Below are 12,929 nucleotides of genomic sequence, written 5' to 3'. Positions count from 1 at the left end.
CGGACGCCCGGTTGCGCGAACGATCAGGCCTTGCGCATGTAGGCCCGCACCGTGAGGGGCGCGAAGACCGCGACGATCACCGCGGCGCCGAGCAGCGAGATCCAGGCATCCGCTCCGAACGCACCGGTCGAGGTGAGATCGCGGACGGCCGTCACGAGGTGCGAAACCGGGTTGATGTTCACGAACCACTGCATCCAGTCGGGCATGGTGTCGACCGGCACGAAGGCGTTCGAGAGGAACGTCAGCGGGAACAGGATGATCATCGAGATGCCCTGCACGCTCGAGGCGGTGCGGGCGATGACGCCGAAGAACGCGAAGATCCAGCTCACCGCCCACGAGCACACGACGACCAGCAGGCCGGCGCCGATCACGGCGGCGATGCCACCGCCGGGGCGGAAGCCCATCAGAGCACCCATGGTGAACGTGAGCACCGTGGCGATGGCGTAGCGGACCGTGTCGGCCAGCAGCGCGCCCGAGAGCGGTGCGATGCGCGCGATCGGCAGGGAGCGGAACCGGTCGAACACGCCTTTGTCCATGTCCTCGCGCAGCTGCACGCCGGTCACGACGGAGGTGGTGATCACCGTCTGCACAAGGATGCCGGGGATGATCACGGGCAGGTACGACTGCACGTCGCCCGAGATCGCGCCGCCGAAGATGTAGGTGAACATCAGGGTGAACAGGATCGGCTGCAGCGTGACATCCATCAGCTGCTCGGGCGTGCGGCGGATCTTGATGAGTCCGCGCCCGGCCATCGTCACGGTGTTGCGCAGCGCGAGTCCGAGACCCGCGCGGTTCTTCAGCTTCCGTTCCGATGCCGGGATGATGCGGGTGGTGGCGGGGGCGAGAGTGCTCATGCGCGCACCTCCTCCTTCTCTGAGGCGGCTGTGGCCGCGGTGTCGTCGGGGTCGTCCTCGGCCGAGTGACCGGTGATCGTGAGGAACACCTCGTCGAGGGTCGGCTTCTGCACGCTCATCTCGCTGAGCCCGATGCCGGCCTCGCGCAGCACGATGAGCAGGTCGGCCACCAGATCCGCGTCGGTCATCGGCGCGGTGATGCGGGTGGCCTCGGGGAGAGCACGCCCTGCACGCCGAGCACCCGGTCGATCGCGCGCAGCGCGTCCTCGACGTCCGCCGGCTCCGCGAGACGCAGCTGCAGCGAGGATGCTCCGACGGATGCCTTCAGGTCGTCGGGGGATCCCTCGGCCACCACGCGCCCGCGGTCGATCACGGCGATGCGATCGGCCAGCTGGTCGGCCTCGTCGAGGTACTGGGTGGTGAGCATCACGGTGGAGCCGGTGCGCACCAGTTCGCGGATGGTGTCCCACATCTGTCCGCGGGTGCGCGGGTCCAGTCCGGTGGTCGGCTCGTCGAGGAAGATCAGCGGCGGCTGGGCGATGAGGGACGCCGCGAGGTCGAGGCGGCGGCGCATGCCGCCGGAGAACTGGGCGAGCGGGCGGCGTGCGGCTTCGGTGAGCCCGAAGCGCTCGAGCAGATCCGCGGACTTGGTGCGGGCCTCGGCGCGTGTGAGTCCGAGCAGCCGGGAGAAGATCATGAGGTTCTCGTTGGCGGACAGGGTCTCGTCGACCGACGCGAACTGGCCAGTGACTCCGATGAGCTGGCGGACGACGTGCGCCTCGCGGACGACGTCATGGCCGAAGATGCGTGCACTGCCGCCGTCGGGGCGCATCAGGGTGGCGAGCATGTTGATGGTGGTGGTCTTGCCGGCACCGTTCGGGCCGAGGACTCCGTAGACGGTGCCGGCGGGCACGCGCAGGTCGACGCCGTCGACCGCGCGGTTGTCCCCGAACACCTTCACGAGTCCGTCGGCCGCGATGGCCCAGTCTGAGGTGGAATTCGTCATGCGACGAGCATCCACCGCGCCGCTGTCGGCGCACTGTCGCGGCGCTGTCAGCTGCTTTCATCCGTTGTCGGCGCGGACGAACCGGCTCGATACCACTCCTAGGATTGAGGCATGACCTCCCGCATCGGCGTCGCCGTCATGTCCGCCGCTCTGCTGCTGTACATCGTGGTCGTGATCTGGCTCGCCGTGCTGTTCCTGCGCAGCGGCACCGGGGCGGGGATCGCCATGGGCGTCGCGCTGATCGTGATCGCGCCGATCGGCGCCTGGGCGATGTACCGAGAGCTGGCCTTCGGCCTCGCGGCGGACCGGCTGGGCCGGCTGCTCGACGGCGAGGGCGGGATGCCGGAGGCACCGGAGCAGCTCACGCCGAGCGGGCGGCTGATGAAAGACGACATCGAACCCCTGGTAGCCGAGTACACCGAGGCTGCGGATGCCGCGCCACAGGACTGGCGTGCCCGGTATCGGCTCGGCGTGGTGCAGGATTCCGCAGGACGCCGCAAGGACGCCCGTGCCAGCATCCGCGAGGCGATCCGGATCGCGAAGACCGCCCCCTGACATCGCGCTGCGTGCCCAGCTTCGGAGCTGAAGCGCCGCGCGGCGGTGTGTCGCCGGTTGTCGTCGGCGTTTCGGCCGCGTGATCCGAAGCTGAGCACGTCGGGCGGTGCTGCCTGCGCACAGAAACGCCGACGCCCGCGTCGATGAACGAGGACGTCGGCGTCGGTCGGCTCAGGCGAGCGCGGCCTCGAGGGTGATCTCGATGCCGGCGAGGGCCTGCGAGACCGGGCATCCGGCCTTCGCTCCCTCGGCGAACTGCTGGAACTGCTCGGGGGTGAGACCGGGGACGGTCGCGTTCACGTTCAGGTGGCTGCCGGTGATGCCGGTGCCGGGCTTGAAGGTGACGGAGGCCGTGGTGTTCACGCGCTCCGGCGGGGTGCCGTTCTCGGCGAGGGCGTTCGAGAGCGCCATGCTGAAGCACGACGCGTGCGCCGCTGCGATGAGCTCTTCGGGCGTGGTGGTCGTGTCGGAGCCCTCACTGCGGGCCTTCCAGTCGATCGGGAAGGTGCCGAGGTTCGACGAGGAGAAGGCGACGGTGCCCGACCCCTCGATGAGAGATCCGGTCCAGGTGCTGGCGGCTTCACTGGTGACGGGCATGATTCCTCCTGTGTTGGGCGGGCTGTCCAGCAAGCCTATCCAGCCCGCATGCAGGAGGGAACGGTTCAGGCCGTGCGCAGGATGCCGGCGCGCCGCAGCAGCAGGTACAGCTCGCAGCCCAGGCAGAACCCGAACACCGCGTTCAGGAACGCGGCGACGAACGCCGCGGCGGCCGCGATCGGCAGTGCCCACGGCACGCCCAGCAGGTGCAGCAGCAGGCCGAGGCCGACCACGAACAGGCCGACGCCCTGCGCGAAGCGCGGCGGGCGCGGGTCTTCCAGCTCTGTCGGCGGTGACAGCAGTGGACGGACGGTCGTGCGGTACAGCACGCTCCACGGCTGGGTCCGCGGTGAGAGGACGCCCCACAGGAACAGCAGCGCGATGGCGAGCAGCAGCAGGAACGCCGCATCGAGGAACCGCTCCGACACCGGGACCACCGCGATGGTCCAGTCGGGGTCCGTGACGAGGGGCTGGTAGGCGAACCAGCCGAAGGAGGCGGCCGACTGCTGAGTCGACAGCCCCGTCAGCCCGAGCAGCACGGCGACCAGCAGCAGCACGGCAGTGATGAATGCCGCGAACCGCGGTCCGCGCGGATCGATGCCGGTGGGAGTGCTCATCACGCCTCCTGCAGTGCGGGCAGTGCGCCCAGGGCCTCTTCGACGTCGGCACGGCGCGGCACGCCGTTGAAACGGGCGCGCACCGTTCCGGTGCCGTCGACGATGAACGTCGTCGGCGTCTGCAGCACCCGGTACTTGGACGCCAGGTCGGTGCGGTGCGTCAGATCGACATCGGCGTGCAGGACGCCCTCGAGCTCGCCTGCCACCTGACCGAGCATCCGTCGCACCTGCGGGCACCGCGCGCACAGCTCGGTGCTGAACTGCACGAGCGTGGCGCGGGCGCCCAGCCCACCGGCATCCGCCGCGTCCACGACCTCGCCGCGGCCGGTGCGGCGGCGGCCATCCCGCGCGTTCCACACGAAGCCGACCACGAGGGTGCCGACGAGCAGCGCCGCGGCGACGGATAGTGCGACGATCGGGTCCATGCTCAGAGGGTACGTCCGGCGGGATCGACGCGGGCCGGATGTGACAGACGATGACGGGCCGGTGTCGGTGCCCCGCCGGTATCGTGTCTGTCATGACCGTTCCCACGCCGTACGAAGATCTGCTGCGCGACGTCCTCGCGAACGGAACCCACAAGGACGACCGCACCGGCACCGGCACGACCAGCGTGTTCGGTCGCCAGATCCGGTTCGACCTCTCTCAGGGCTTTCCCCTCATCACGACCAAGCGCGTGCACTTCAAATCGATCGCCTACGAGCTGCTCTGGTTCCTGCGCGGCGACTCCAACGTGCGATGGCTGCAGGAGCACGGCGTCACGATCTGGGACGAGTGGGCCGACGCCGAGGGTGATCTCGGACCTGTGTACGGCGTGCAGTGGCGCTCCTGGCCCACGCCCGACGGCGGTCACATCGACCAGCTCGCCCAGGTGATCGAGCAGATCAGGGCGACGCCCGACTCGCGCCGGCTGATCGTGTCGGCCTGGAATCCCGCCGACATCCCCGAGATGGCGCTGGCGCCCTGCCACGCGATGTTCCAGTTCTACGTCGCCGATGGGAAGCTGTCCTGCCAGCTGTATCAGCGCAGCGCCGACCTGTTCCTCGGCGTGCCGTTCAACATCGCCTCATATGCGCTGCTGACGATGATGGTCGCGCAGCAGACCGGACTCGAGCCGGGCGATTTCGTCTGGACCGGCGGCGACTGCCACATCTACGACAACCACGTCGAGCAGGTGCGCGAGCAGCTCACCCGTGAGCCGTACCCGTACCCGACGTTGAACATCGCACGGAAGCCCGAGTCGATCCTCGACTACGTCTATGACGACTTCGTCGTGGAGGGCTACCAGCACCACCCCTCGATCCGGGCGGCGGTGGCGGTATGACCTGGGCGGGCCTGATCTGGGCCGAGGCGCACGGCGGCGTCATCGGCGCCTCGGGCGGCATGCCCTGGCACGTGCCGGAGGACATGGCCCACTTCAAGGAGGTCACGCTCGGCGCCCCGGTGATCATGGGACGCAAGACCTGGGACTCCCTGCCGGAGCGGTTCCGCCCGCTGCCGGGTCGGGAGAACATCGTCATCACCCGGCAGCAGGACTGGACGGCGGAGGGTGCTCGCCGCGCGTCGAGCGTGCAGGATGCCGCACGTGGGCTCGAGAAGGTCTGGGTGATCGGCGGGGCCGAGATCTTCGCCCAGGTGATCGCCGACGCCGACCGCCTGGAGGTCACCGAACTCGACCTCGAGGTCGCCGGCGACGCGTACGCCCCGCCGAAGAGCGGCTGGCGCCTGGTGTCCGAGGGGGAGTGGCAGACCTCGCGCACCGGCATCCGCTATCGGTTCCTGAGGTACGAACGCTGATGCCGACCGCCCTGATCACCGGTGCGAGCGCCGGACTCGGCGCGGAGTTCGCGCGGCAGCTCGCTGCGCGCGGCGCGGATCTCGTCCTCGTCGCCCGTGGCGTCGACGCTCTGGAGTCGCTCGCCGCAGAGCTGCGCGAGGCTCACGGGATCTCCGCCGACGTGATGTCCGCCGACCTCTCCGCCGAGTCCGATGTCGAGCTCGTCGCCGCGCGGCTGCGCGATGCCGCAGACCCGATCGACCTCCTCGTGAACAACGCCGGATTCGGACTGCCGCTGCAGTTCGCCGACAACGACATCGACGAAGAGGTGCGCCACCTGAGAGTGCACGTCGAGGCGCCGATGCGACTGATGCACGCCGCGCTGCGCACCATGCGCGGTCGCGGAGGGCGCATCATCAACGTGGCATCGGTCGCCGGGTTCATCTCCCGCTCGACGTACTCGGCGTGCAAGTCCTGGCTGATCGGGTTCAGCCGCTGGGCGAACGCGGAGTACGCGCGCGATGCCGTGACCGTCACCGCCGTATGCCCCGGCTTCACGCACACCACGTTCCACGAGCGGATGGGCCTCGCCCCTGGCGAGGAGGGGATCCCCGGCATCGGATGGCTGGATGCCGAGGACGTGGTGCGCGAGGGGCTGCGCGACGCCGCACGCGGGAAGGCCGTGTCGATCCCGTCGCTGCGGTACAAGACGGTCGTCGCGCTCACCGGCATCCTGCCGCGCTCGCTGACCGCGGGCGTCGCGCGCCGCGGCCGCGTGTGACGGATGCGTCGCGCACCGCAGCGGCCCGAACCGATACGCTAAGGGGCATGACGCACACGGGCAACCCCTTCGGACAGGTGCTCGTCGCCCTCATCACTCCGATGACGGCCGACGGTGAGGTCGATTGGCCCTCCGTCGAGAAGCACATGGACCGCGTGATCTCCGACGGCGCCGACGGCATCGTCGTCACCGGCACCACCGGTGAGACGTCGACGCTGACCGACGACGAGAAGCTCCGTCTTGTCGAGGTCGGCAAGGACGTCGCGGCGGGCCGCGCGAAGATCATCACCGGCGGCGGGTCGAACGAGACGGCGCACGCCATCGAGCTCTACAAGGCCAGCGAGAAGGCCGGCGCCGACGGCATCATGATCGTCACGCCGTACTACAACAAGCCGACCCAGTCCGGCATCCTGACCCACTTCCGCCTCGTCGCCGACGCGACCGACCTGCCGGTGATCCTGTACGACATCCCAGGCCGCACCGGCGTGCCGATCAAGTACGAGACGATCCTGCGGCTCGCCAAGCACCCCAACATCCTCGCCGTGAAGGACGCCAAGGGTGACTTCTCCGAGGTCAGCCGCGTGCTCAACCAGACCGATCTGATGTACTTCTCGGGCGACGACTCGAATGTGCTGCCGCACCTGTCGATCGGGGCGACCGGCCTCATCGGCGTCACCGCGAACATCACCTCTGCGCCGTATCGCACGATCGTCGACGCGGTGAACCGCGGGATCTCGCCACGGCGACGGCCGAGCACAAGCGCCTCGAGCCGCTCGTCCGCGCGGCGATGACGCACGTGCCGGGCACCGTCTCGGCGAAGTACATCCTGCACGGCCTCGGCCGCATCGACAGCCCTCGTGTCCGCCTGCCCCTGGTCGGGCCGGAGGAGTGGGAGGCAGCAGCCATCGAGGACGAGCTCGCACTCGTCAAGGACATCCCTGGTGCGGACTTCTCCGACTTCCGCCCCGACCGCAATGCCGCCGCTGGCGGCGCACTCCCCAAGGTGCACGGCACGACCAGATGACGGTCTTTCGTCGGCGCCTCTTCAATCGGCTGCTGAGCCTGTCGAAGCACGGGGATCAGATCACCGGGCGCGCAGCGCGCCCCGCCTAGGAGGCACCCATGTCCATCCCCATCGCCGATCCGGAACCCATCGCCGACGGCACCCTGCGCGTGACCCCGCTGGGCGGTCTCGGCGAGGTCGGCCGCAACATGACGATCTTCGAGTCAGGCGGCAAGATCCTCATCGTCGACTGCGGTGTGCTGTTCCCCGAGGAGCACCAGCCCGGCGTCGACCTGATCCTGCCCGACTTCGAGCCGATCAAGGACCGGCTCGACGACATCGTCGGCGTCGTGCTCACGCACGGCCACGAGGACCACATCGGCGCAGTCCCGTACCTGCTGCGCCTCAAGCAGGACATTCCGCTGATCGGTTCGGGGCTGACGCTCGCGCTGGTCGAGGCGAAGCTCAAGGAGCACCGCATCAAGGCCTTCACCCTGACGGTGAAGGAGGGCGACCGCGAGCAGGTCGGTCCGTTCGACCTCGAGTTCGTCGCCGTGAACCACTCGATCCCCGACGCGCTCGCCGTCGCGATCCGCACGGATGCCGGCATGGTGCTGGCCACCGGCGACTTCAAGATGGATCAGCTGCCGCTGGACGGCCGTATCACCGACCTGCGCTCGTTCGCCCGGCTGGGTGAGGAGGGCGTCGACCTCTTCCTCGTGGACTCCACGAACGCGGATGTACCGGGCTTCACGCCGACCGAGCGATCGATCGGCCCGGTGCTCGACCAGGTGATCGGCAAGGCGCCCCGGCGCGTGATCGTGGCGAGCTTCTCCAGCCATGTGCACCGCGTGCAGCAGGTCATCGACGCCGCGTACGCGCACGGACGCCGCGTGGCCTTCCTCGGCCGCAGCATGGTGCGCAACATGACCATCGCCGAGCAGCTCGGCTACCTGCACGTCCCTGAGGGCGTGCTCATCGACTACAAGAAGGCGCGCGACCTTCCCGAGGATCAGATCGTCTACATGTCGACCGGTTCGCAGGGCGAGCCGATGGCCGTGCTGAGCCGTATGGCCAACCTCGACCACGCGATCGAGCCGGGACCCGGTGACACCGTGATCCTCGCCTCGAGCCTGATCCCGGGGAACGAGAACGCGGTCTACCGCGTGATCGACGGGCTGACCAAGCTCGGTGCGAACGTCGTGCACAAGGCCAACGCGCGCGTGCACGTCTCCGGGCACGCGGCGGCGGGCGAACTGCTGTACTGCTACAACATCCTGAAGCCGAAGAACGTGCTGCCCGTGCACGGCGAGTACCGTCACCTGATGGCGAACGCCAAGCTCGCGCAGGACACCGGCATCGACGAGGAGCGCACGATCATCGCCTCGAACGGCACAGTGATCGACCTCAAGGACGGCGTCGCCCGGGTCGCCGGCCAGCTCGACCTCGGCTTCGTCTACGTGGACGGCTCCACGGTGGGCGAGATCACCGACGCCGACCTCAAGGACCGCCGCATCCTCGGCGAGGAGGGTTTCGTCTCGGTCATCGTGGTGGTGGACGCCGCCACCGGCCGCATCATCTCGGGGCCCGAGATCCACGCCCGCGGCATCGCGGAGGACGACGCGGTGTTCGACGACGTCGCGCCGAAGATCGTCTCGGCGCTCAAGGAGGCCTCGGAGAACGGCGTGCGCGACACGCACGCGCTCTCGCAGGTCGTGCGCCGCACGATCGGCCGCTGGGTCAACCAGAAGCTCCGCCGCCGCCCGATGATCGTCCCTCTCGTCATCGAGGCGTAGTCCTCGACAGGCTCAGGGATCCACTCGCACGGGTCGCTGAGCCTGTCCACGCGTATCGATCCGGGCAGAACCCGCGTCATTACGGCTCCATGTCGGTGTCCGGCCGTACGGTAGGGGTCATGGCCAGGAGCACCACGAAGTCCGAGCGCGCGTCCGCGGGCGCCGCCAAGAGCGCTCCGCGGCAGTCCTCCTCGCGATCGTCGGCATCGAAGTCGCCGAAATCGGCTCCCGCGCCCAAGAAATACGCCGACGAACTGGACAAGCCGTCGATCGGATCCCGCATGTGGATGGGCGTCGCGCATGGAGTCGGCGGGCTCTTCCGCGCCTTCGGACCGGAGACGCTCGAGAAAGACCAGCGCCGTGACGGCTTCCCGTTCTTCCTCGTGCTGCTGGCCTGCATGGGCGCGGTGGTGGAGTGGTTCTTCATCGGCAACGACGTCGCCGCTCAGATCTCGGCCTACACGTTCGGCGGTCTGGTCGGGCGCACCGCGTTCCTGATGCCGGTGCTGCTGCTGTTCCTCGCGGGCTGGCTGTTCCGGCATCCGTCGTCCGTGCACGACAATGGGCGCATCGGCATCGGCTTCGGCATGCTGATCCTCTCCATCGCCGGCATCTGCCACGTCGCCGCCGGCGCCGTGAACCCGAAGGGGGTCATGGTCTGGCCGCAGCCCCGCGACGGCATGCCCGAGCTCAGCAAGGCCGGCGGGCTGTTCGGCTGGATGATCGGTCAGCCTCTCGTCTTCCTCGGCCAGATCTTCGCCTACGTCGTGCTCGCACTGCTGATCGCGCTGAGCATCCTCATCATCACCAAGACCCCGCCGAACCGCATCGGCCAGCGGCTGGGCGATCTGTACGCCTGGATGTTCGGCGCCGAGCGCCGTGAGCGCGCCGAGAAGACGGCGGATGCCGCGGACGAGACGCCGGACGAGGACGACGGCGTGCTGCCCTGGTGGCGGCGGAACAAGACCGGTCGCGAGGAGGACCCCGACGACGACGTCGACTCGAAGGCGATCACCGCCCTGCTCGACGAGCCCACCGCCAAGACGGCCTACGACCAGGCGATCATCGTCGACGACCCCTCGGATGCGGCGACCGAGGTGCTCACCGACGTCAGTGCACTGACGCAGCTGCTGGACGAGCAGAACAGCGCGACGGCACTGATGGACGACTCGGGCACGACGGGCGAACTGCCGGGCTTCGACGGCTTCGGCACGGCGGGTCCGGGTCAGAACGGCCCGCAGCCGCCGGCCGCGCCGTACGTGCTGCCGGCACCGTCCGTGCTCGCCGAGGGCCCGCCGTCGGTGGCGCGCTCCGAGGCGAACGACCGCATCGTGCAGCAGATCACCAACGTGCTCACCCAGTTCAACGTCGACGCGAAGGTGACCGGGTTCTCGCGCGGCCCGACGGTCACGCAGTACGAGGTCGAGGTCGGGCACGGCGTCAAGGTCGAGAAGATCCTGCAGCTGAGCAACAACTTCGCCTATGCGGTGGCGTCGAACGACGTGCGCATCCTCTCGCCGATCCCGGGCAAGAGCGCGATCGGCATCGAGATCCCCAACACCGACCGCGAGACGGTGTCGCTGGGTGACGTGCTGCGCTCTCCAGCGGCGCAGAAGAGCACCCATCCGCTGACGATCGGCGTCGGCAAGGACGTGGGCGGCAATTTCGTGGTCGCCAACCTCGCGAAGATGCCGCACCTCCTCGTGGCCGGTTCCACCGGCTCGGGCAAGTCCAGCTTCGTGAACTCGATGATCACCAGTCTGCTGATGCGGGCGCGTCCCGCCGACGTGCGGATGGTGCTGATCGACCCGAAGCGCGTGGAGCTCACCAGCTACACCGGAGTGCCGCACCTGATCACGCCCATCATCACGAACCCGAAGAAGGCCGCCGAGGCGCTGCAGTGGGTCGTGAAGGAGATGGACATGCGGTACGACGACCTGGCGTCGTTCGGCTTCCGGCACATCGACGACTTCAACAAGGCCGTGCGCAACGGCGAGGTCGAGGTCCCCGCGGGCAGTGAGCGCGTGCTCAAGCCGTACCCCTATCTGCTGGTCGTGGTGGACGAGCTCGCCGACCTGATGATGGTCGCGCCCCGCGACGTCGAGGATTCGATCGTCAGAATCACCCAGCTCGCTCGTGCCTCCGGCATCCACCTGGTGCTGGCCACGCAGCGTCCGAGCGTCGACGTCGTGACCGGTCTGATCAAGGCCAACGTCCCGTCGCGACTCGCGTTCGCCGTGACGAGCGTCACCGACAGCCGCGTCATCCTCGACAGCCCCGGCGCCGACAAGCTGATCGGGCAGGGCGACGCGCTGTTCTCTCCGATGGGGTCGTCCAAGCCTTTCCGCCTGCAGGGCGCGTGGGTGCAGGAGAGCGAGATCGACGCCGTCGTCAAGCATGTCACCGGGCAGGCGCGCCCCGAGTATCGTCCCGACGTGCAGGAGGCGGCGGGAGCAGCGAAGAAGGAGGTCGACGAGGACATCGGCGACGACCTCGAACTCCTGCTGGCCGCAGCCGAGCTCATCGTCACCTCGCAGTTCGGCTCGACCTCGATGCTGCAGCGCAAGCTCCGTGTCGGATTCGCCAAGGCCGGGCGTCTGATGGATCTGCTGGAGTCCCGTGAGATCGTCGGCCCTTCCGAGGGATCGAAGGCCCGCGATGTGCTGGTGACCTCCGAGCGGCTGCCGGAGGTGATCGCGCGGCTGCGGGGCGAACCGGCCCCCTCCTCTGCTCCGGCCGCCTCTCCGGCACCGCAGACCCCGGCGACGGATGCCGCTGATCCGTACCCGCGCGATCCCCTCGAGGCGCAGTACGACGGCCTGCCGGTCGTCGAGGGCGACGGCGATGAGGACGCCTGGGGCCTCACGGGGCGCGACTGATGGCCATTCCCCGGCAGCTCCCCAACGCGATCACCGTCGCCCGCATCCCGCTCGCGGCGGTGTTCCTCGTGCTCCTGCTCATGGGCGGTACGTACGGCGAGGCCCAGCCCGTGCTGCGCTGGATCTCCGCCGTGCTGTTCGTCATCGCGATCTCGACCGACTGGGTGGACGGGTACCTCGCGCGCAGGTACGACATCGTCAGCGACTTCGGCAAGCTGTGGGACCCGATCGCCGACAAGCTGCTGACCGGCGCCGGATTCATCGGGCTCGCGATCCTGGCCGAGGTGCCGTGGTGGATCGTCATCATCATCCTGATCCGCGAGTGGGGCATCACCGTGCACCGACTCATGATCCGGAGCGAGCACGTCGTCGCAGCGGCGTGGATGGGCAAGATCAAGACCGTCGTCCAGGCGGTGGCGCTGAGCTGGGCGCTGCTGCCGCTGCACGTCCTGGTCGGGATGCCGGCCTGGATCGTCGTGACCCAGACGCTGATGATCACCGCCCTCGTTCTCACCGTGGCGAGCGGCATCGACTACATCGTCGCGCAGGTGCGCGGATCGCGCGCGGCACGCGGATGAGCGATGCTGCGGAACTGATCGGCGCGCTGCGCAGCCGCGGGTGGACCCTCGGTGTCGCGGAATCCCTCACCGGGGGAGCGGTGTCGGCCGAGCTGGTCTCGGTCCCCGGCGCGTCGAACGCCCTGCTCGGTGCCGTGGTCGCCTACGCCACCCCCGTCAAGCACAGCCTTCTGGGCGTCGACCAGGTCCTGCTCGACGCCCACGGCCCGGTGCATCCGGACGTCGCAGCGCAGATGGCCGACGGTGTTCGAAGGACGGTCCTGGTCGACGGGCGTCCCGCCGACGTGGGCATCAGCACCACCGGCATCGCCGGCCCCGACTCGCCCGACGGTCAGCCGGTCGGCACGGTGCACGTCGGTGTCGCGACACCCGTGGGGCGGGTGGTGCGGTCGTTCGTGTTCGACGGTGATCGCGCACAGGTGCGCCGTCGCAGCGCGGATGCCGCGATCGCCGCAGCTCTCGAACTGGTGAGGGAATAGCGGCGGCGTC

The 12,929-nt window shown here is 69.0% G+C and carries 12 protein-coding genes and 2 pseudogenes; 9 read left to right on the top strand and 5 right to left on the bottom strand.

What is annotated here, in order from left to right:
- Window positions 1-23 precede the first annotated feature (23 nt).
- Both L2X99_RS07225 and L2X99_RS07220 read right to left on the bottom strand, forming a co-directional pair.
- A complete protein-coding gene (locus tag L2X99_RS07225) occupies window positions 24-854 on the bottom strand; it encodes an ABC transporter permease (RefSeq protein ID WP_236124407.1) in 831 nt (276 codons plus the stop codon).
- Window positions 851-1,860 (bottom strand): annotated as a pseudogene (locus tag L2X99_RS07220) (ATP-binding cassette domain-containing protein). The gene L2X99_RS07225 and the pseudogene L2X99_RS07220 overlap by 4 nt, the downstream one beginning before the upstream one ends.
- Before the next feature lie 111 nt (window positions 1,861-1,971).
- On the opposite strand from L2X99_RS07220, the gene L2X99_RS07215 reads away from it, so the two are divergent.
- Window positions 1,972-2,415, top strand: a complete 444-nt coding sequence (locus L2X99_RS07215; protein ID WP_236124408.1) for a hypothetical protein — start codon at window positions 1,972-1,974, stop codon at window positions 2,413-2,415.
- Between the two features lie 171 nt (window positions 2,416-2,586).
- On the opposite strand, the gene L2X99_RS07210 is transcribed toward L2X99_RS07215, so the two are convergent.
- The 3 genes from L2X99_RS07210 to L2X99_RS07200 form a co-directional block, all read right to left on the bottom strand.
- The gene (locus L2X99_RS07210) at window positions 2,587-3,012 is read right to left on the bottom strand and encodes an OsmC family peroxiredoxin (protein ID WP_116241690.1); all 426 of its coding nucleotides are present in this window, start codon (window positions 3,010-3,012) and stop codon (window positions 2,587-2,589) included.
- Between the two features lie 65 nt (window positions 3,013-3,077).
- Window positions 3,078-3,629, bottom strand: a complete 552-nt coding sequence (locus L2X99_RS07205; RefSeq protein WP_236124409.1) for a DUF4395 domain-containing protein — start codon at window positions 3,627-3,629, stop codon at window positions 3,078-3,080.
- On the bottom strand, window positions 3,629-4,054 hold the full coding sequence (locus L2X99_RS07200; RefSeq protein WP_236124410.1) for a thioredoxin family protein: 426 nt from the start codon (window positions 4,052-4,054) through the stop codon (window positions 3,629-3,631). The genes L2X99_RS07205 and L2X99_RS07200 overlap by 1 nt, the downstream gene beginning before the upstream one ends.
- A 92-nt stretch (window positions 4,055-4,146) precedes the next feature.
- Here L2X99_RS07200 and L2X99_RS07195 point away from each other — a divergent pair, with 92 nt between their 5' ends.
- From L2X99_RS07195 to L2X99_RS07160, 8 genes and pseudogenes are all read left to right on the top strand, one after another.
- A complete protein-coding gene (locus L2X99_RS07195) occupies window positions 4,147-4,950 on the top strand; it encodes a thymidylate synthase (protein WP_236124411.1) in 804 nt (267 codons plus the stop codon).
- Window positions 4,947-5,423: a dihydrofolate reductase gene (locus tag L2X99_RS07190; RefSeq protein ID WP_236124412.1), complete on the top strand. Its 477-nt coding sequence runs from the start codon at window positions 4,947-4,949 to the stop codon at window positions 5,421-5,423. The genes L2X99_RS07195 and L2X99_RS07190 overlap by 4 nt, the downstream gene beginning before the upstream one ends.
- On the top strand, window positions 5,423-6,184 hold the full coding sequence (locus L2X99_RS07185; protein ID WP_236124413.1) for an SDR family NAD(P)-dependent oxidoreductase: 762 nt from the start codon (window positions 5,423-5,425) through the stop codon (window positions 6,182-6,184). Before L2X99_RS07190 ends, L2X99_RS07185 begins: the two co-directional genes overlap by 1 nt.
- 47 nt (window positions 6,185-6,231) lie before the next feature.
- Window positions 6,232-7,208, top strand: a pseudogene (gene dapA / locus L2X99_RS07180) (4-hydroxy-tetrahydrodipicolinate synthase).
- Window positions 7,209-7,306: 98 nt separating this feature from the next.
- On the top strand, window positions 7,307-8,983 hold the full coding sequence (locus tag L2X99_RS07175; protein ID WP_236124414.1) for a ribonuclease J: 1,677 nt from the start codon (window positions 7,307-7,309) through the stop codon (window positions 8,981-8,983).
- A 119-nt stretch (window positions 8,984-9,102) separates the two neighbouring features.
- Window positions 9,103-11,862 carry a DNA translocase FtsK gene (locus tag L2X99_RS07170; RefSeq protein WP_236124415.1) on the top strand — a complete coding sequence of 920 codons (2,760 nt, stop codon included), beginning with the start codon at window positions 9,103-9,105 and terminating at the stop codon, window positions 11,860-11,862.
- Window positions 11,862-12,440: a CDP-diacylglycerol--glycerol-3-phosphate 3-phosphatidyltransferase gene (pgsA, locus tag L2X99_RS07165; RefSeq protein ID WP_236124416.1), complete on the top strand. Its 579-nt coding sequence runs from the start codon at window positions 11,862-11,864 to the stop codon at window positions 12,438-12,440. The genes L2X99_RS07170 and pgsA overlap by 1 nt, the downstream gene beginning before the upstream one ends.
- The gene (locus L2X99_RS07160) at window positions 12,437-12,919 is read left to right on the top strand and encodes a CinA family protein (protein WP_236124417.1); all 483 of its coding nucleotides are present in this window, start codon (window positions 12,437-12,439) and stop codon (window positions 12,917-12,919) included. Before pgsA ends, L2X99_RS07160 begins: the two co-directional genes overlap by 4 nt.
- Window positions 12,920-12,929 lie beyond the last annotated feature (10 nt).

The organism is Microbacterium sp. KUDC0406 (assembly GCF_021582875.1).
Classification (GTDB): Bacteria; Actinomycetota; Actinomycetes; order Actinomycetales; family Microbacteriaceae; genus Microbacterium.
This window is presented reverse-complemented; position numbering and strand designations above follow the sequence as displayed.